This window comes from Streptomyces sp. NPDC059166, assembly GCF_042755185.1.
In the GTDB taxonomy this organism is placed as follows: domain Bacteria; phylum Actinomycetota; class Actinomycetes; order Streptomycetales; family Streptomycetaceae; genus Streptomyces.
This window is the reverse complement of the sequence record NZ_JBHZCI010000028.1, coordinates 71664-90841: the sequence shown is the minus strand read 5'-3', so window position 1 is coordinate 90841 and position 19178 is coordinate 71664. Positions and strand designations below refer to the sequence as shown.

The 19178-nt window shown below is 71.5% G+C and carries 13 protein-coding genes and 2 pseudogenes; 9 read left to right on the top strand and 6 right to left on the bottom strand.

Going from position 1 to position 19178, the window contains the following annotated elements:
• Window positions 1-2: 2 nt before the first annotated feature.
• Entirely contained in the window at window positions 3-959 is a 957-nt protein-coding gene (locus ACFXOA_RS21570) for a GlxA family transcriptional regulator (RefSeq protein ID WP_385030774.1), read from the bottom strand.
• Window positions 960-1094: 135 nt separating this feature from the next.
• On the opposite strand from ACFXOA_RS21570, the gene ACFXOA_RS21565 reads away from it, so the two are divergent.
• The 6 genes and pseudogenes from ACFXOA_RS21565 to ACFXOA_RS21540 all read left to right on the top strand — a co-directional run.
• Window positions 1095-1958: a hypothetical protein gene (locus tag ACFXOA_RS21565; protein ID WP_385030771.1), complete on the top strand. Its 864-nt coding sequence runs from the start codon at window positions 1095-1097 to the stop codon at window positions 1956-1958.
• A gap of 67 nt (window positions 1959-2025) precedes the next feature.
• A complete protein-coding gene (locus ACFXOA_RS21560) occupies window positions 2026-2157 on the top strand; it encodes an LPFR motif small protein (protein WP_385030768.1) in 132 nt (43 codons plus the stop codon).
• Window positions 2158-2313: 156 nt separating this feature from the next.
• Window positions 2314-4767 (top strand): Tex family protein, encoded by a 2454-nt coding sequence (locus tag ACFXOA_RS21555; protein ID WP_385030765.1) that lies wholly within the window; start codon window positions 2314-2316, stop codon window positions 4765-4767.
• A gap of 659 nt (window positions 4768-5426) precedes the next feature.
• A complete protein-coding gene (locus ACFXOA_RS21550) occupies window positions 5427-6419 on the top strand; it encodes a LacI family DNA-binding transcriptional regulator (RefSeq protein WP_385030762.1) in 993 nt (330 codons plus the stop codon).
• A 180-nt stretch (window positions 6420-6599) separates the two neighbouring features.
• Window positions 6600-7142, top strand: a pseudogene (locus ACFXOA_RS21545) (RICIN domain-containing protein); the annotation flags it as partial.
• A gap of 81 nt (window positions 7143-7223) precedes the next feature.
• A pseudogene (locus ACFXOA_RS21540) lies at window positions 7224-7913 on the top strand (pectate lyase); the annotation flags it as partial.
• Window positions 7914-8073: 160 nt separating this feature from the next.
• Here ACFXOA_RS21540 and ACFXOA_RS21535 read toward each other — a convergent pair.
• Entirely contained in the window at window positions 8074-9714 is a 1641-nt protein-coding gene (locus ACFXOA_RS21535) for an ABC-F family ATP-binding cassette domain-containing protein (RefSeq protein ID WP_385030759.1), read from the bottom strand.
• Window positions 9715-9834: 120 nt separating this feature from the next.
• Here ACFXOA_RS21535 and ACFXOA_RS21530 point away from each other — a divergent pair, with 120 nt between their 5' ends.
• Window positions 9835-10758: an FAD-dependent oxidoreductase gene (locus tag ACFXOA_RS21530; RefSeq protein WP_385030756.1), complete on the top strand. Its 924-nt coding sequence runs from the start codon at window positions 9835-9837 to the stop codon at window positions 10756-10758.
• 13 nt (window positions 10759-10771) lie between these two features.
• Here the strand turns inward: ACFXOA_RS21530 and ACFXOA_RS21525 are convergent, their stop codons facing one another.
• Complete coding sequence (locus ACFXOA_RS21525; RefSeq protein ID WP_385030753.1) at window positions 10772-12508, bottom strand: BCCT family transporter; 1737 nt, start codon at window positions 12506-12508, stop codon at window positions 10772-10774.
• Between the two features lie 261 nt (window positions 12509-12769).
• Here ACFXOA_RS21525 and ACFXOA_RS21520 point away from each other — a divergent pair, with 261 nt between their 5' ends.
• Entirely contained in the window at window positions 12770-13813 is a 1044-nt protein-coding gene (locus ACFXOA_RS21520) for a LacI family DNA-binding transcriptional regulator (protein ID WP_385030750.1), read from the top strand.
• Here ACFXOA_RS21520 and ACFXOA_RS21515 read toward each other — a convergent pair.
• Window positions 13776-14669, bottom strand: coding sequence for an oxygenase MpaB family protein (locus tag ACFXOA_RS21515; RefSeq protein ID WP_385030747.1), 894 nt, complete (start codon window positions 14667-14669; stop codon window positions 13776-13778). The genes ACFXOA_RS21520 and ACFXOA_RS21515 overlap by 38 nt on opposite strands.
• Window positions 14670-14966: 297 nt before the next feature.
• On the opposite strand from ACFXOA_RS21515, the gene ACFXOA_RS21510 reads away from it, so the two are divergent.
• The gene (locus ACFXOA_RS21510; RefSeq protein ID WP_385030744.1) at window positions 14967-15707 is read left to right on the top strand and encodes a MerR family transcriptional regulator; all 741 of its coding nucleotides are present in this window, start codon (window positions 14967-14969) and stop codon (window positions 15705-15707) included.
• Window positions 15708-15728: 21 nt separating this feature from the next.
• On the opposite strand, the gene ACFXOA_RS21505 is transcribed toward ACFXOA_RS21510, so the two are convergent.
• Both ACFXOA_RS21505 and ACFXOA_RS21500 read right to left on the bottom strand, forming a co-directional pair.
• On the bottom strand, window positions 15729-17900 hold the full coding sequence (locus tag ACFXOA_RS21505) for a 3-hydroxyacyl-CoA dehydrogenase NAD-binding domain-containing protein (protein ID WP_385030742.1): 2172 nt from the start codon (window positions 17898-17900) through the stop codon (window positions 15729-15731).
• A 30-nt stretch (window positions 17901-17930) separates the two neighbouring features.
• Complete coding sequence (locus tag ACFXOA_RS21500; RefSeq protein WP_385030739.1) at window positions 17931-19145, bottom strand: acetyl-CoA C-acetyltransferase; 1215 nt, start codon at window positions 19143-19145, stop codon at window positions 17931-17933.
• Window positions 19146-19178: the final 33 nt, after the last annotated feature.

Below are 19178 nucleotides of genomic sequence, written 5' to 3'. Positions count from 1 at the left end.
GGTCACACGGGCTGGGCGCGGAACCGGCGCCGGTACTCGGCGGGAGCGGTACCGAGGGCTCTGACGAAGGCGCGCCGCATGGCCTCCGGGGTGCCGTAGCCGCTGGCACGGGCGATGCCGGTGACCGCGTCGGTGGTGTCCTCGAGGAGCCGGCGGGCGTGTTCGAGGCGGACGCGGTCGACGTACTTGCCCGGGGTCAGTCCCGTCTCGGCGCGGAAGGCGCGCGCGAAGTGACGGGGCGAGAGCCTGGCGCGCGCCGCGAGTGCTTCCACCGACAGGTCGGCGTCGGGGTGCCCGGTCACCCAGTGCTGGACGTCTCTGAGCGGTTCACGCACCGCCGTCTGGGCTGCGAGCTGGGCGCTGAACTGCGCCTGGTTGCCCGGCCGCCGCAGGAAGACGACGAGGTGGCGGGCGATGGTGAGCGCCACCTCGCGCCCGTGTGCCTCCTCGACCAGGGCGAGGGCGAGGTCGATGCCGGCGGTGACCCCCGCGGAGGTGGCCAGCCGCCCGTCGCGTACGTAGACCGGGTCGGGGTCGACCTCCACCGCCGGATAGGTGCGCGCGAGCAGGTCGCAGACGGACCAGTGCGTGGTCACGCGGTGGCCGTCGAGCTGTCCCGCCGCCGCCAGGAGCAGCGCCCCGGTGCAGACCGAGACAAGCTGCCCGGCCTCCGGACCGTGTGCGCGGAGCCAGTCGACCAGCGCCGGGTCCGGGTTCCGGGTGCCCCGGCCTCCCGGCACGAGCAGGAGGCCGGGCGCCGTCACGTCGGTGAGGGCGCCGTCGGGGACGAGGGTGAGACCGCTGGAGCAGCGGACCGGGGCGCCGTCGAGGGAGGCGGTACGCAGGTCGTAGGAGACCCCTGGGAAGCTCGCGGCGCCCGCGAAGACCTCCATCGGGCCGCTCACGTCGAGACTCTGGACGCCGTCGAAGAGGACGACGCACACGGATCGCTGCTTCATGTCCGTCATCCTGGGCGGGCCGCCCCGATGGCCGCAATGACGAAAGTCCCACCTTTCCTGCCGTGCCGTGCCCCGCCGCCGGCTGTTCCCGCCCCCGCCCTGTCCCACGTACCAACCAGTCGGTAACGTGCGGGCATGAGTACTCTTCCGCCGCGGGCAGGGCGCCGCTGCCACAACGCCGTCAATCCACTGCACTCGTGCGTCTACTTCTCCCCCGACCTCGGCAAGGAGTTCGCGGAGCTCGGGGTGAAGGACGAGAGCCGCCTCTACTTCGCCTCGCGGGGTGCCGCCCTCGGGGCTGTGGGGGCCGGTGCGGTCACCGCGACGTTCTACAACTTCAACCATGAACTCGTCGCCCGTCATCTGCCGGCGGTCTGGGCGGAGATCACGCCCGCGGCCGCGCTGGAGGCACGTCTGCGAGCGGCGGACTCCACTCTGCGCCGAGTGCTGGGCGAGGAGGTCATCGCCTCCCCGGAGATGGCGGAGGCTGCCGCCCTCGCGCTGCGCGCCGCCGAGGGCTGCACCCGCCACGCCCGCCCGCTCTACGCGGCGCACGCGGATCTGCCGGTGCCGGAGCAGCCGCACCTCGCCTTCTGGCACGCGGCGACACTGCTGCGTGAGCACCGCGGTGACGGGCACCTGGCGGCGCTGCTCGCGGCCGGGCTCGATCCACTGGAAGCTCTCGTCAGCCACACCGCCACCGGCAAGGGGATGGCGCCGCGCTGGATCCTCGCCACGCGCGGCTGGCGTCGCGCGGACTGGGACGCGGCCGTAGAACGGCTGCGCGGCCGCGGACTGCTGGACGCCGAGGGTGAACTGACCGAATCGGGCACCGCTCTCAGGGCCGGCCTGGAGGAGTCGACGGACCGGATGGATGCCGCGCCCTACGAGCACCTGGGCGAGGAGGGCGTGGCCCGGCTCACGGAACTCGGCCGGGGATTCCTGTCCACGGCCGCCTCGGCGGGGGCGTTCCCCGCGGACCTGCTCGGCAAGGGCTGAGCACCCGCACGTTTGTTCCGGGTCGGACGGGTCAGGCGTTAGGCACACCCTATGAAGGAGGCACACCGTGTTCCGTGCGACAGCGAACGCCCTGCGTACCGTCGGCTCGGCCGTCGCCACCGTGGTGACCCTTCCGTTCCGGCTCCTGGCCGGACTCTTCGGCGGAGCGTCGCGCGGCGGCAGGACCCGCCGCGCCTGACCGCCCTCCGGCGGCCGGCGGGACCGTGATCGAGCAGGTCACGCGACACGGCCCCCGCCCACCCGGCACAATGCAGGCGAAGGGGCCCACCCGGGTGTGGACCACCCCAGTGGCACAGCCAGCACAGCCAGTACGAGAAGGCGAGTCGGGAAAACCGTGACGACGTCCATCGAAGGCAGGATCGCCGAGGAACTCGGCGTACGTGAGCGTCAGGTGAAGGCGGCCGTCGATCTGCTCGACAGCGGGTCGACCGTGCCCTTCATCGCGCGCTACCGCAAGGAAGCGACCGAGATGCTCGACGACGCGCAGCTGCGCACGCTCGAGGAACGGCTGCGGTACCTGCGGGAACTCGAGGACCGCCGGAAGGCGGTCCTCGATTCCGTACGTGAGCAGGGCAAGCTCGACGAGGCCCTGGAGGCGCAGATCCGCGCGGCGGACACCAAGGCACGGCTGGAGGACATCTACCTGCCGTTCAAGCCGAAGCGCCGGACCAAGGCGCAGATCGCGCGCGAGGCGGGTCTGGAACCTCTCGCCGAGGGGCTGCTCGCCGACCCGTCCGTCGACCCGCTCGCCGCCGCGGCCGCGTTCGTCGACGCCGGCAAGGGTGTCGCGGACGCACCGGCCGCCCTCGACGGTGCCCGGTCGATCCTGGCCGAGCGCTTCTCGGAGGACGCCGACCTGACCGGCGAGCTGCGTGAGCGCATGTGGTCGCGCGGCAGGGTCGTCGCGAAGGTACGGGAGGGCAAGGAGGAGGCGGGGGCCAAGTTCGCCGACTACTTCGACTTCTCGGAGCCGTTCACCGCACTGCCCTCGCACCGGGTCCTCGCGATGCTCCGGGGCGAGAAGGAGGACGTTCTCGACCTCGTCCTGGAGCCGGAGGAACCGTCCCAGGAGCCCGGCCCCTCGTCCTACGAGAACATGATCGCCCGCCGCTTCGGCGTCGCGGACCGCGGACGTCCGGGCGACAAGTGGCTCGGTGACACCGTCCGCTGGGCGTGGCGGACCCGGATCCTCGTACACCTGGGGATCGACCTGCGGCTGCGGCTGCGCACCGCGGCCGAGGACGAGGCGGTCCGCGTCTTCGCGTCGAACCTGCGCGACCTGCTGCTCGCCGCCCCGGCGGGCACCCGGGCGACGCTGGGCCTGGACCCCGGCTTCCGCACGGGCGTGAAGGTGGCCGTGGTGGACGGCACCGGCAAGGTCGTCGCCACGGACGTGATCCACCCCCATGTGCCCGCGAACAAGTGGGACCAGGCACTCGCCACGCTGGAACGCCTGGTCAAGGCACATCAGGTCGATCTGATCGCCATCGGGAACGGCACCGCCTCCCGCGAGACCGACAAGCTCGCCGGCGAGCTGTGCGAGCGGCACCCCGAGCTGAAGCTCACCAAGGTGATGGTGTCGGAGGCGGGCGCCTCGGTGTACTCCGCTTCGGCCTTCGCCTCGCAGGAACTCCCGGACATGGACGTGTCGCTGCGCGGCGCGGTCTCCATCGCCCGCCGGCTCCAGGACCCGCTGGCCGAACTGGTGAAGATCGACCCGAAGTCGATCGGGGTGGGCCAGTACCAGCACGACCTCTCCGAGGTGAAGCTGTCGCGCTCCCTGGACGCGGTGGTCGAGGACTGCGTGAACGGCGTCGGGGTCGACGTGAACACCGCCTCGGCGCCCCTGCTCTCGCGGGTGTCGGGCATCGGCTCCGGGCTGGCGGAGAACATCGTGGCCCACCGGGACACGAACGGCCCGTTCCGTTCCCGCCGCGCGCTCAAGGACGTCGCACGGCTCGGCCCCAAGGCGTACGAGCAGTGCGCGGGCTTCCTCCGGATCCGTGACGGCGACGACCCGCTGGACGCCTCCAGCGTGCACCCGGAGGCCTATCCCGTGGTGCGGACGATGGTGAAGCGCACCGGCGGCGACGTCGCCACGCTGATCGGCAACACGGAGACCCTGCGCTCGCTGCGCCCTGACGACTTCGTGGACGAGAAGTTCGGCCTGCCCACGGTCACGGACATCCTCAGGGAACTGGAGAAGCCCGGCCGCGACCCGCGGCCCGCCTTCAGGACCGCCACCTTCAAGGAGGGCGTCGAGAAGCTCGGCGATCTGGTCCCCGGGATGGTCCTGGAGGGGGTCGTCACCAATGTGGCCGCCTTCGGCGCCTTCGTGGACGTCGGCGTCCACCAGGACGGGCTCGTGCATGTGTCGGCCATGTCGAGGACGTTCGTCAAGGACCCACGCGACGTCGTGAAGCCGGGCGACATCGTGAAGGTGAAGGTCATGGACGTCGACGTCCCGCGCAAGCGGGTCTCGCTGTCCCTCCGGCTCGACGACGACGCCGCCTCCGGTCAGGGCGGCGGGCAGCAGCGACGGGAACGCGATGCGCGCGGCGGCGGGGAGCGACCGCCCCGTCAACGCCAGGGTCAAGCTCAAGGGCAGGGTCAGGGTCAGGGTCAGGAAGGCCGGCAGAACGGCGGCAGGCGTGGGGACAGGCGCGGAGGTGGAGGCGGTGGCGGACCCCAGCGCTCCGCCGCCGCACCCGCCAACAGCGCGATGGCCGACGCGCTGCGGCGCGCGGGCCTGACCGGCGGCTCCGAAACGGGTGGCGGCAGGCGCTGAGGTCCAGCGGGAGGGGCGGCCGGGGCAGAGCCCTGTCCGCCCCTCCCGGCGTCCGGCCCTCCGCCGACCGCACTTCCCGGCCCTCCTCCGTCCGCCCCTCCCCGTCCGCCCCTTCCCGTCCGCCCCTTCCCGGCGTGCCCGCTTCCCGCCCCCTCCCGGCGTGCCCGGCCCTCCGCCCTCCGCCCCTTGCCGCGTCCTCTCGCGCGCGTCGGGTCCGCGCGGCCGGCCGGCGACGACGCCGCCCTGTGCGAGCAGTACCGCCCAAAGCATTGACATGAGCAGGACGTGCCTCCACTCTGAGTGCCAGCCGGGATGCAACCGGTTGCAAGGCACCTGTTCGCATCCCGGCAGCAAGGATCCCCGCTCGGAGATCCCCGTCACCGCACCCGCGTCGACCACTTGGCGGAAGGACCTGCCGATGGCCGGTACCACCCGAATACGCGCACGCGTCCCACCCGCACCGGGCGGCAGGGTGTGCCGAGCCCGCCGTGCCCGCCTCCTCCCCCGTCATGGGTCCTCGACGCGCTCTCGGACTGCAACCGGTTGCACCTAGCGGCCGGCCGAAGGTCCCACGGGTACGCAAGGCAGACCGCTGGGGGTACGTTCTGGGGCAGGCGGCGGCGAAGCCGCAGGGGCGGGCAAGGGGATCGACCGTGGCGATGACCATCCGTGATGTCGCGCAGGCCGCGGGGGTTCACGTCTCCACGGTTTCCCGGGCCTTCTCCGCCTCTCATCTCGTCAAGCAGGAGACCCGGGACCGGGTCCTGGCCGTCGCGGCGGAGCTGGGGTACCAGCCCAACGAGACGGCACGGGCGCTGACCACGGGCCGCACGCGGAACCTGGGGCTGATCGTCTCGGACATCGCCAACCCCTTCTTCCCGCCACTGATCAAGGCGGCACAGGCCTATGCCCGCGTTCGCGGGTACCAGGTCTTCGTCGCGGACACGGACGAGGACGCCCGGAGGGAGGAGGAGGCGATCCACACCCTGGCGCGCCAGGTCGACGGCGTGGTGCTGGTCAGCCCCCGGCTGGCCAACGACGTCATCGCAGCACTGGACGGGCACCCGCCGTTCGTGCTGGTCAACCGTCAGGTCACGGGACTGTCCGCGGTCCTCATGGACGTGGGGCACGGCGCCGGCCTCGCGGTCGACCATCTCGCGGCCCTGGGGCACGGACATCTCGCACTGGTCGGCGGCCCCCGCGGGTCGTGGACGAATGCGGAGATGCGCCGGGCCGCGGGCAGAGCGGCCGCGGACCACGGGATCCGGCTGGACGTACTGAGCCCGAACGCGCCGACCGAGCAGGGCGGGATCACGGCGACGGACGCCGTGCTGAGGACGGGCGCAACCGCCGTGATCGCGTACAACGACCTGGTCGCCATCGGCCTGGTCGAGGGTCTGGACGACCGTGGTGTACGGGTGCCGGGCGACATCAGCGTGGTCGGGGTGGACGACACCGTGGCCGGACGGCTGAACCGTCCCCGGCTGACCACGGTCGCCATGCCCACCGGTCCGGCCGGACGTACCGCGGTCGACCTGCTGCTCCAGATGGTCGAGACGGAGACGGACAGGCCGGCCACGGCCCAGACCACCCTTGCCACATCACTGATCGTCAGGGACTCCACCGCGACCCCCGGCCCGCACGCCGACTGATCGTCCGCACCGCCTTATTGACCGCGGGAACCCGGTGTCGTACGGTCACCGCTGTTCGCATACACGAACACGGTTCAGCATAAGGAATCTTGCTCTCGGGCAGGAATCCAGCCTTCACCACCGCACCAACCACTGACAGGTGCCTGCGGAGGACGCCGCAGGCGGTGAAAGGACTAGCTAGTGCGCACCGAGAATCAGCACGTCAGAAGACGTGGCGGCCGTGCGGCCGCCACCTTCGTCGCCGTGGTCTCGCTCCTGGCGGCGGGCCTCACCGCTCTCTTCGCGACCGGTTCGGCCTCGGCAGCCCCGGCTGCCGGCTCGTACAGCCTGAAGAACGCCGCCAGCGGACTGTGTCTGGGCGTACCGGGTTCGAGCACCTCCGCCGGGACCCAGCTCGCACAGAGTGCCTGCAACGGAGCCGCCAACCAGACCTGGAAGCTGGCCTCGTCGGGCAGCGGCTACACACTGGCCGCGGCGCACAGTGCCAAGTGCGCGGGCGTCAAGGACTCCTCCACCAGCGCCGGGAAGGCCGTCGAGCAGCAGAACTGCGGCGGTGGCGCCACCCAGGTGTGGACCCTGACCTCCGTCAGCGGCAGCACCTACCGCGTCGTCAACAGCAACGGCGGCAAGTGCCTCAACGTGAAGGACAGCTCGACCGCCTCGGGCGCCCTGGTCCAGCAGAACTCGTGCGACTCGGTCTCCAGCAAGAGCTGGACCTTCACCGCCTCGGGCACCACTCCGACGGACCCGCCGACCGACCCGACGGATCCCCCGACCGACCCCACCGACCCGCCCTCCGACCGTCCGGCGTGGCCGACGGCCAAGGGCAGCCAGGCCGTCTCCTCGACCATCAAGGTCTCGGGGACGTACGACGGTGGCATGAAGCGGCTGTACGGCAGCGGTGACCTCGGCAGCGACGGTCAGGACGAGGATCAGCCCGCGCTGATCGAACTGGCGGACGGTGCCACGCTGCAGAACGTGATCCTCGGTGCCCCCGCGGCCGACGGTGTGCACTGCTCGGGTGCCTGCACGATCAAGAACGTCTGGTGGGAGGACGTGGGCGAGGACGCCGCCACCTTCCGCGGCAGTTCCTCCTCGACGGTCCGGACGGTCGACGGTGGCGGCGCCCGCAAGGCGGAGGACAAGGTCCTCCAGCACAACGGCGCCGGCACGCTGATCGTCAAGAACTTCCAGGTCGACGACTTCGGCAAGCTGGTCCGCTCCTGCGGCAACTGCTCCACGCAGTACGGCCGGCACATCCAGCTCCAGAACATCTGGGCCACCACCCCCGGTGACTCGCTGGTCGGCATCAACACCAACTACGGCGACACCGCGCGATTCTCGGACATCACGATCTACGACGACTCCGGCCGCGATCTCGACGTCTGCGTCAAGTACAAGGGAACGACGAGCGGCGAGCCCAGCAAGATCGGCTCGGGCGCCGACGGCAAGAACTGCATCTACTCCTCGTCCGACATCACCTACGTCGACTGAGGGGCTCCCACCGCACGAAGCCTGCCCGTCCCGGTCTCCGGGGCGGGCAGGTCCGCGTTCCGGAGCGGTTCCTCGTCCGCGGGAGGTCCGGCCGGCACCGTCAGAAGGGCCACCGTCGCGTCAGCCGGACCCGACTCCCTCGCCGCCGGACACCTCGACGTCAGCCGGACTCGGTGACCTTGCCGTCGGACACCTCGATCCTGCGGGTGGTGCGGACCGCTTCCAGCATCCGCCGGTCGTGCGTGACCAGGAGGAGGGTGCCGGTGTACGCCTCCAGGGCGGATTCGAGCTGCTCGATCGCCGGCAGGTCCAGATGGTTCGTCGGCTCGTCCAGGACGAGCAGGTTGACGCCCCTGCCCTGGAGGAGAGCGAGCCCCGCCCGGGTGCGCTCGCCCGGCGAGAGCGTGGTGGCGGGGCGCAGCACGTGCGCCGCGCGCAGGCCGAACTTGGCGAGCAGCGTACGCACCTCCGCGGGCTCGGTGTCGGGGACGGCTGCGCAGAAGGCGTCCAGCAGGCTCTCCGTGCCGTGGAAGAGCTTGCGCGCCTGATCGACCTCTCCCACCACGACGCCCGAACCGAGTGAGGCGTGGCCGGAGTCCAGGGGCAGTCTGCCGAGGAGAGCGGCCAGCAGGGTCGACTTGCCGGCGCCGTTGGCTCCGGTGATGGCGACCCGGTCCGCCCAGTCGATCTGCAGGCTGGCCGGCCCGAAGGAGAAACCGCCCCGGACGACCTCGGCGTCCCGGAGCGTGGCGACGACGGAGCCGGAGCGGGGCGCCGAGGCGATCTCCATCCGCAGCTCCCACTCCTTGCGGGGCTCCTCGACGACATCGAGCCGTTCGATCATGCGCTGGGTCTGCCTGGCCTTGGCCGCCTGCTTCTCACTCGACTCGCTGCGGAACTTGCGTCCGATCTTGTCGCTGTCGGTGGCCTTCCTGCGGGCGTTCTTGACGCCCTTGTCCATCCAGCTCCGCTGGGTCTGGGCGCGGCTCTCGAGCGCGGAGCGCTTGTCGGCGTACTCCTCGAACTCCTCGCGGGCGTGCGCCCTGGCACGCTCGCGCTCCTCGAGGTAGGAGGCGTAGCCGCCGCCGTAGAGATTGATCTGCTGCTGGGCGAGGTCGAGTTCGAGGACCTTGGTGACCGTGCGCATCAGGAACTCGCGGTCGTGGCTGACGACGACGGTCCCGGCCCGCAGTCCGGAGACGAAGCGCTCAAGGCGTTCGAGGCCGTCGAGGTCGAGGTCGTTGGTGGGCTCGTCGAGCAGGAACACGTCGTAGCGGGAGAGCAGCAGGGAGGCCAGGCCGGCGCGTGCCGCCTGTCCGCCGGAGAGCGCGGTCATCGGCAGGTCGAGGCCGACGGTCAGTCCGAGGTCCGCCGCGACCTCCTCGGCCCGTTCGTCGAGGTCGGCGCCGCCGAGGGAGAGCCAGCGCTCCAGGGCCTCGGAGTACGCGTCGTCCGCGCCGGGGGCCCCGTCGACGAGCGCCTGGGTCGCGGCGTCCATCGCGCTCTGGGCGTCGGCGACGCCGGTGCGGCGGGCGAGGAACTCCCGTACCGATTCGCCGGGCCTGCGCTCGGGCTCCTGAGGGAGGTGCCCGACGGTGGCGGTGGGCGGCGAGAGACGCAGCTCGCCCTCCTCGGGCCGGTCGATCCCGGCGAGCAGGCGGAGCAGCGAGGACTTTCCGGCGCCGTTGGCTCCGACGAGACCGATCACGTCGCCGGGCGCGACCACGAGGTCGAGGCCCGCGAAGAGCGTGCGGTCGCCGTGTCCGGCGGCGAGGTCCTTGGCGACGAGAGTGGCAGTCATCAGGGTGACGATCCTAGTCCCGCGCCGGAGCCGGGCGGTCCCCGGTCGCCGCGCCCTCCGTCACCCCGGGTGCGATCATGGCCCGTCCGGGAGGGAACCGTTCGGAAGCGAGGGTGCGCGGTGGCCGATGTGATCGTGGTGGGTGGCGGGGTCAGCGGGCTGACCACGGCTCTGCTGCTGGCCGAGCGGGGGCTCCGGGTGCGGGTCTGGTCCCGTGATCCGGCGGGATCGACGACCTCGGCGGTGGCCGGTGCCCTGTGGTGGCCCTACCGGATCGAGCCGGAGCCGCTGGTCGGCGAGTGGGCGCTGGAGACGCTCGGGGTGTACGAGGAGCTGTCCGCCGACCCGGACTCGACGGGTGTCCGCATGGTCACCGGTCTGCACGGCGGTGAGCGCCTGGCGGCGCTCGGTGCGTGGGCCGGCGGGCTGAGGGGGGCGCGTGAGGAGGCCGGCGGCCTGAGGGTGACTCTTCCGCTGATCGACATGCCGGCCCATCTGAGGTGGCTGGAGGACCGGCTCGCCGCGGCGGGGGGTGAGGTGGAGCGGCGCGTGGTGGGCGGTTTCGCCGAGGCGGCGCGGGAGGCACCGGTGGTGGTCAACTGCGCCGGGCTGGGTGCCCGCGAGCTGGTCCCGGATCCCGGGGTGCGGCCGGTCCGGGGCCAGCTCGTGGTGGTGGAGAACCCGGGCGTCGAGGAGTGGTTCACCCGGGCCGATCCCGCGTCGAGCGCGACCACCTACTTCTTCCCCCAGCCGTACGGTCTGGTGCTGGGCGGTACGGCGGAGGCTGACGACTCGCGCACCGGGCCGGATCCGCGTACGGCGCGGGAGATCGTGGCGCGCTGCGCCGAGGTGCGGCCCGAGATCGCCGGCGCCCGGGTCATCGGCCACCGGGTGGGGCTGCGTCCCTCGCGGGACGCGGGTGTGCGCATCGAGGCCGAGGAGATGGCGGGTGGCGCGCTCCTGGTGCACAACTACGGTCACGGCGGTGCCGGGGTCACGGTGGCGCACGGCTGTGCGCGGGCCGCGGCCCGGCTGGTGGGCTGAGCCGCGGCTTCCGTCACGCCCGGTCGTCCTTGTGGCGTTCGTCGGTGGTGACCTCGGCCGTGCCGGGACCGATCCGGATCTCGAAGTCCCCGTCGTACTTGGCGTGTCCCTCGATGACCGCGGACTCGACGGCCTCCACTCCGAACTCCCTGCGCACGATCATCGGGTCGTGGCGCAGGTCCCTCATCAGGGCGACGCACATGCCGATCATGACGATGGTGAAGGGGGCGGCGACAAGGATCGTCAGGTTCTGCAGGCCTGCGAGCGCGTCGCCCTGGCCGTTGCCGATGAGCAGCATGATCGCCGCCACGGCACCGGTGACGACGCCCCAGAAGATCACGACCCACTTGGCCGGTTCGAGTACGCCCTTCTGCGAGAGGGTGCCCATGACGATGGACGCGGCGTCGGCACCCGAGACGAAGAAGATGCCGACCAGGATCATGACGAGGATGCTCATCACCGTGGCGATCGGGAACTGCTGCAGCACGCCGAAGAGCTGTGCCTCCGGGGTGTCACCGACGTTCTTGAGGGCTCCCGCCTCTTCCAGCCGGATGGCCGACCCGCCGAAGACGGCGAACCAGATCAGGCTGACGGTGCTGGGCACCAGGATCACACCGCCGACGAACTGACGGATCGTCCGGCCCCGGCTGATCCGGGCGATGAACATGCCGACGAACGGCGTCCACGAGATCCACCAGGCCCAGTAGAAGACCGTCCAGCTCGCGAGCCAGTCGGCCACCGCGCCCTCACCTGTGGCCTCCGTGCGGCCGGCCATCTGGGCGAGGTCGCCGAAGTAGGCGGCGATGGACGTGGGCAGCAGGTCGAGCACGATGATGGTCGGGCCCGCGATGAAGACGAAGACCACCAGGATCAGGGCGAGGACCATGTTGATGTTGGACAGCCACTGGATGCCCTTCTCGACCCCGGACACGGCCGAGGCGACGAAGCAGACCGTCAGCACCGCGATGATCGCGACGAGCAGGCCCGTGCCCGTCTTCTCCATCCAGTCGAGTTCCTGGAAGCCGCTGCCGATCTGGAGCGCGCCGAGACCGAGCGAGGCGGCCGAACCGAACAGGGTCGCGAAGATGGCGAGGATGTCGATGATCCGGCCCGGTGTTCCGTGCGCGTGCTTCTCACCGATGAGCGGCACGAAGACGGAGCTGATGGTCTGCCGGCGGTGTCGCCGGTAGGCGCTGTACGCGATGGCAAGGCCGACGACCGCGTAGATCGCCCAGGGGTGCAGCGTCCAGTGGAAGAGCGTGGTGGCCATCGCGGTCTGCATCGCCTCGGCGGCGTCCGCGGGGCGGGTCCCGGGCGGCGGGTCGACGAAGTGCGCCAGCGGCTCGCTGACGCCGTAGAACATCAGGCCGATGCCCATGCCGGCGCTGAACATCATCGCGACCCAGGAGACGGTGCGGAACTCCGGCTTCTCCCCCTCCTGTCCCAGGGAGATGTTGCCGTACCGGCTGATCGCGAGCCAGAGGGCGAAGACCACGAAGCCGGAAGCCGCCAGCATGAAGGCCCAGCCGCCGTTGTGGATGAGGCCGTTGAGCAGCGTGGTGGAGGCGCTCTCCAGCGAGTCGGTGGCCGTCGCCCCCCAGACCACGAAGGCGACGGTGAGCACCGCCGTGACGCCGAAGACCACCCGGTCGGTCGTGGGCCGCCGGCCGTGCTGCGGCTGGGCGGGTAGATCGGCCGTGACGGGGAGGAAGTCTCCCCGTCCGCCGGTTCCCTGCTCGTCGTGTGACACAGATGGCACCTTTCACGCTGTGCGAGATTTCGCTCTCCGTAGGCAGTACCACACGGAGTGTGCGTGCAGCGGGACCACCAAGCCTATCCCTTATGTCCACATATGGGACTGCATGACGTCGCTGCGGGCGAGTGCCTGCCCGGAGCCGGGGAACCGGCGGTTAGGCTGACGGCGTTCGCGCCGGACCCGCTGGTCCGCACGCGCCGAACCAGCCAGTTCCAGCCGTTCCCCGACGGGGCGCGCGTGCACGAGGAGCGACCCTTGCCCGACCCGAACACCGACCCCGCGCCTGACGCCCGGCCCACCCTGGAGGCCGTGGCGGCCAGGGCCGGGGTGTCGAGGGCTACGGCCTCCCGAGTCGTCAACGGGGGCGCGGGCGTGCGGCAGCCCCTGGTGGACCAGGTGCGCAAGGCGGTCGAGGAACTCGGCTACATCCCGAACCACGCCGCCCGGACCCTGGTCACGCGGCGGAACGGGGCGGTCGCGGTGATCATCGACGAGCCGGAGTTCCGGATCTTCTCGGACCCGTTCTTCTCGCGCCAGATCCGGGGAATCAGCCGCGAGCTCAACGCCCACGACGCCCAACTGGTACTGCTCCTCGTGGAGGGCAGCGGGGACTTCGACCGGGTCACCCGCTATCTGGCCGGCGGGCACGTGGACGGGGTGCTGGCCTTCTCACTGCACACCGACGACCAACTGCCCGCGATCATCCAGCGGTTCAAGGTCCCGACGGTCTACGGCGGCCGCCCCGAAAGCCCCTCCGAGGGCGGCCCGGGCGTCCCGTTCGTCGACTGCGACAACCGGGGCGGGGCCCGTACGGCCGTGGAACACCTGGTCTCCCTGGGCCGCGGGCGCATCGCGCACATCGCCGGCCCCCGTGACCAGACGTCGGCACTCGACCGGATCGACGGATACCACGACGTCCTGCCGGACGCCGCTCCCGAGCTGATCGCCGAGGGGGACTTCACCGTCGAGGGCGGAGCACGCGCCATGTCCGCCCTGCTGGACACCTGCCCCGGACTGGACGCCGTCTTCGTGGCCAACGACATGATGGCGTCGGGTGCGCTGCGGGTGCTGCGCGAGCGGGGCGTGCGGGTGCCCGAGGACGTGGCGGTCGTCGGCTTCGACGACATGGCCTCGGTGGCGGAGTCGACCGAACCGGCGCTGACGACCGTGCGTCAGGACGTCGAGGGCATGGGCCGGCTGATGGTGCGCCTGCTCATGGAGAGGCTCGACAGCGACACCGGGGCCTGGCCCGAGTCCGTGGTCACACCGACGGAGCTGATCCGCCGGGCCTCGGCCTGAACCCTCGCCCGGACCGCCACTCGGCCCGGGCCGCCCGGGCGAGGGGCAGGTAGCGCAGCCGCTCGGGCAGCAGCGGCACGGTCCGCCGCACCACCGCCCCGAAGCGCCGCAGCCGCCGCTCCTGCCGGGGTGTCCAGGCGAGCCCGATGGCCTCACGGGCCTCGGCGGGCATCAGCCCGATCGTGAGGAAGCGGCGGAACCGGGCCAGCGGCGGGAGCACCACAGGCCACAGGGCCCTCAGGAGGAGCCGCACGAGGAAGGGCCCCCGGTCCGGCGGCGGCACCCGGGCATCCACGGCCACCAGTTCCCGTACGACGGCGGTGGCTTCCACCTCCTCGGCGAGCATCCTGCGGTAGTAGGGCCGGAACGCCTCGATCGTCGGGGGCATGTCCCTGTCGTGGATCCCCAGGATCCGGCCCACCTGGAGCCATTCCCGGTACAGCGCGCGCTCCTGCGCCGCTGTCAGCGGGCGGACGAGGTAGCGGGAGGCGTGCTGGTACACGGGGAAGCCGGTGGCGTGCACCCAGGCGTAGTGCGCGGGTGTGAGCGCGTGGTAGGGGCGGCCCCGGGTGTCGGTGCCCCGGATGGTGCGGTGCAGCCTCCTGAGCCTGCGCCCCTCCTCCGCGGCGGCCTCGCCCCCGTACACCCAGAGCTGGAGCGAGCGCAGGGAGCGCTCGCCTCGCCCCCACGGGTCCGTACGGAAGACCGAGTGGTCGTCGACCCCGGCACCGACGGCCGGGTGGGCGACCTGGAGGGTGAGGGCGGCCGGCAGCATCAGCAGCCCTCGGATGTCGCCTGCGAGGCTCCAGAGCACGCCGCCGGCGGGGGGCGGGGTGGGCTCTGCTGCGCTGGTCATGCGGTGCCCCCTGGGGATGCCGGACCGCGATCACGGCCCTGTACGCCCTCCAGTATGCGAGCACCCGAGCCGTCCGTTCGCGAAGGGGCCGTCCCACGCACGCGGTGCGGATGCGACTCGGGTGACGGGCGCCCTCGTGCCCCGGCGGCGCCGGGCACTTTCACAACAGTGGTGAGACAGCAATACTGTTCCACCTGATCGACGCCGGGACCCACCGCCGGACGAGCACGGTACGGGTACGGCACGGACAGGCGGCGCCGGAGGGCACGGCGGCCGCCGCTGCAACGAGGAGTGGACATGGCGACCGGGACGGACGAACCGACGCTGACGGTCGACGAACTGGCGGCGCGTGCGGGCGTCACCGTGCGCACCGTGCGCTTCTACAGCACCCGCGGGCTGCTGCCGCCCCCGGTCATCGGTCCCCGGCGGGTCGGACACTACGGACCCGACCATCTGTCCCGGCTCGCCCTCATCGAGGAGCTCCAGCACCAGGGCATGACGCTGGCCGCCATCGAGCGCTACCTCCAGCAGCTGCCGCCCGACCTGAGCGCGCAGGATCTGGCGATCCACCGTGCTCTGGTGGCCTCGTGGGCGCCGGACTCGGCGGAGGAGATGGAACGGGCGGAGCTGGAGCGCCGGGCGGGCAGGCCACTCAGTGAGCAGGACGTGGACCGGCTGGCGGCGATGGGTGTGCTGGAGCGTCCCGGAGCGCCCGGGGGCCCCCTCCAGGTGGACCCCGGTCTGCTCCGGCTCGGGGTCGAGCTGCTGGAGGTGCCGATCGCGCACGAGACGATCCTGGCGGCGCGCACCGTCCTGCTGGAGCACACCCGATCGGCCGCCCACGAGCTGACCCGGCTGTTCCGGGACGAGGTCTGGGGGCCTTACCGGGAGAGGGAGTCGGACCCGGAGCACGTGAAGGCGATGAAGTCGCTCTCGGTCCACATGCAGCCGATGGTGCTCCAGGCTCTGCTGACCGCGTTCCAGCGGTCCCTGAAGGAGGAGCTGCGGGCCGCGTTCACCCGGCACGAGGAGGGGTGAACGCGGCCCGCGGCGTCGCCGTCAGTCGTGGAAGGTCTCGCCCTTGGCCGCCTTCTCCAGCAGGAGGGCGGACGGCTGGAAGCGATCGCCGTACCGCTCGGCGAGCTGCTGGGCGCGTGCCACGAACCCGGGCAGTCCGCCCTCGTAGCCGTTGATGTACTGGAGGACTCCCCCGGTCCACGCCGGGAAGCCGATGCCCATGATGGAGCCGATGTTGGCGTCGGCGACGGTCATGAGGACGTTCTCCTCCAGGCAGCGGACGCTGTCCAGCGCCTCGGAGAAGAGCATCCGCTCCTTCATGTCCTCGAACGGGATCTCGGTCCCCGGCTCGGTGAAGTGCTCGCGCAGGCCCGGCCAGAGCGGGCCCCGGGCCCCGTCCTCGCCGTACTCGTAGAATCCCGCTCCGCCGCTGCGGCCGGGCCGCCCGAAGTCGTCGACCATCCGGTCGACCACCGCGTCGGCCGGGTGCGTGTTCCAGGTGCCGCCGGCCTCCTCGACCGCGCGCCTGGTCTCGTTGCGGATCTTGCGGGGCAGGGTGAGGGTCAGCTCGTCCATGAGGGAGAGCACCTTGGCGGGGTAGCCGGCCTGCGCCGCCGCCTGCTCGACGGAGGCCGGCTCCACGCCTTCGCCGACCATCGCGACACCCTCGTTGATGAAGTGGCCGATGACGCGCGAGGTGAAGAAGCCCCGGGAGTCGTTGACGACGATCGGGGTCTTCTTGATCCTGCGGACCAGGTCGAACGCGCGGGCCAGTGCCTCGTCGCCCGTCTTCTCGCCCTTGATGATCTCGACGAGCGGCATCTTGTCCACGGGGGAGAAGAAGTGCAGCCCGATGAAGTCGACCGGCCGCTCCACGCCCTCGGCCAGCACGGTGATCGGGAGCGTCGAGGTGTTGGAGCACAGCAGGGCGTCCGGTTCGACGATGCCCTGGATCTCCTGGAACACCTTGTGCTTGAGCGCGGTGTCCTCGAAGACCGCCTCGATCACGGCGTCGCAGCCGGCGAGGTCGGCCGGGTCACCGGTCGGGGTGATACGGGCCAGCAGCTCGTCCCGCTTCGCCTCCGTGGTGCGCCCCCGGGAGAGGGCCTTCGCGAGGAGCTTCTCGCTGTAGGCCTTGCCCTTGGCGGCGGCCTCGGCGGAGACGTCCTTCAGGACGACGTCGATGCCCGCGCGGGCGCAGGAGTAGGCGATGCCCGCTCCCATCATCCCGGCGCCGAGGACCGCCACCTTGCGGACCTGGCGTTCCTCGACGCCCGCCGGGCGGCTGGCGCCGGAGTTGACGGCCTGGAGGTCGAAGAAGAACGCCTGGATCATGTTCTTCGCGACTTGGCCGGTGACCAGCTCGGTGAAGTACCTCGCCTCGATGGTCTGCGCGGTCTCGAAGTCGACCTGGGAACCCTCGACCGCCGCGGCCATGATGTTGCGGGGCGCGGGCATGGGCGCACCCGCGAGCTGCTTCTTGAGGTTGGCCGGGAAGGCCGGGAGGTTGGCGGCGAACTTCGGGTGGGACGGGGTGCCGCCGGGGATCCGGTAGCCCTTGACGTCCCAGGGCTGCTGTGACTCGGGGTGCGCGTCGATGAAGGCGCGGGCCTTGTCGAGCATCTCCTCGCGGGAGGTGGCGACCTCGTGGACCAGTCCGTTCTCCTGCGCCCTGCGCGCGGTGTACTGGGTCCCCTGGAGGAGGACCTTCAGCAGGGCGTCGGCGATGCCCATCAGCCGTACGGTACGGGTGACTCCGCCTCCGGCGGGGAGCAGTCCGAGGGTCACCTCGGGCAGCCCGATCCGAGTGGCAGGGGTGTCCAGGGCGATGCGGTGGTGGGCGGCGAGCGCGATCTCGTAGCCGCCGCCGAGCGCGGCGCCGTTGATGGCCGCGACGACCGGCTTGCCGAGGGTCTCGATGCGGCGCAGCGACCGCTTGATCGAGGTGCCCGCGTCGAACGCGTCCTGGGCGTTGTCCGGGCCGATCCGGATCATGTCCTTGAGGTCGCCGCCGGCGAAGAAGGTCTTCTTGGCGGAGGTGTAGACGATCCCGCGGATGGAGTCCTTCTCGGCCTCCGCGCGGTCGGCGACGGCCGCGATGGAGTCGCGGAAGGCCTGGTTCATCGTGTTGGCGGACTGGTTGGGGTCGTCGAGTACGAGGGTGACGACGCCGGTCTCGTCCTGTTCCCAGCGGATGGTCGTGCTCTCGGTCATTCGTGTATCTCCGTGTGAGAGGGGGAACGGTCAGAGACGCTCGATGACGGTGGCGACGCCCATGCCGCCTCCGACGCAGAGGGTGGCGAGGCCGTAGCGCTTGTCCTGGCGCTCCAGTTCGTCGACGAGGGTGCCGAGGATCATCGCGCCGGTCGCGCCGAGCGGGTGGCCGAGCGCGATGGCGCCGCCGTTGACGTTGACCTTGTCGAGGGAGATGCCCATGTCCTTGACGAAGCGCAGGACGACGCCGGCGAAGGCCTCGTTGATCTCGACGAGGTCGATGTCGTCGATGGTGAGCCCGGCCTTGGCCAGTGCCTTGCGGGTGGCGGGGGCCGGCCCGGTGAGCATGATGGTCGGCTCGGAGCCGGAGACGGCTGCCGAGACGATGCGGGCGCGCGGCGTGAGCCCGTAACGCTCGCCGGTGGCCTCGGAGCCGATCGCGACCAGGGCGGCGCCGTCCACGATGCCGGAGGAGTTGCCCGCGTGGTGGACGTGGTCGATCTTCTCGACCCAGTGGTACTTCTGGAGGGCCACGGCGTCGAAGCCGCCCATCTCGCCGATCGCGGCGAACGAGGGCTTGAGGGCGGCCAGGGAGTCGGCGGTGGTGCCGGGGCGCATGTGCTCGTCGTGGTCGAGGACGAGCAGGCCGTTGCGGTCCCTGACGGGGACGACGGACCGTGAGAAGCGCTCCTCCTTCCAGGCGACGGCGGCCCGCTCCTGGGAGAGGGCGGCGTACTCGTCGACATCGCGCCGTGAGAAGCCCTCGATGGTGGCGATGAGGTCGGCGCCGATGCCCTGGGGCGCGAAGCCGGTCTCGAAGCTGGTCATCGGGTCCATGGCCCAGGCGCCGCCGTCGGAGCCCATCGGCACCCGGGACATCGACTCGACGCCACCGGCGAGGACGAGGTCCTCCCAGCCCGAACGTACCTTCGCGGCGGCGAGGTTGACCGCTTCGAGGCCGGAGGCGCAGAAGCGGTTCTCCTGAACCCCGGCCACGGTGTCGGGAAGCCCGGCGGCGATCGCGGCGATACGGGCGATGTCGGAGCCCTGGTCGCCGAGCGGGCTGACCACACCGAGCACGATGTCGTCGATGGCCGCGGGGTCGAGGCCGGGGAAGCGGTCGCGGATCTCGTGGATGAGGCCGACGACGAGGTCGATCGGCTTGGTGCCGTGCAGGGCGCCGTTGGCCTTGCCGCGGCCGCGCGGGGTGCGGATCGCGTCGTAGACGAATGCTTCGGTACTCAAGGCAGCTGCCTTTCGGGGTCGGTGCTGGGCGGG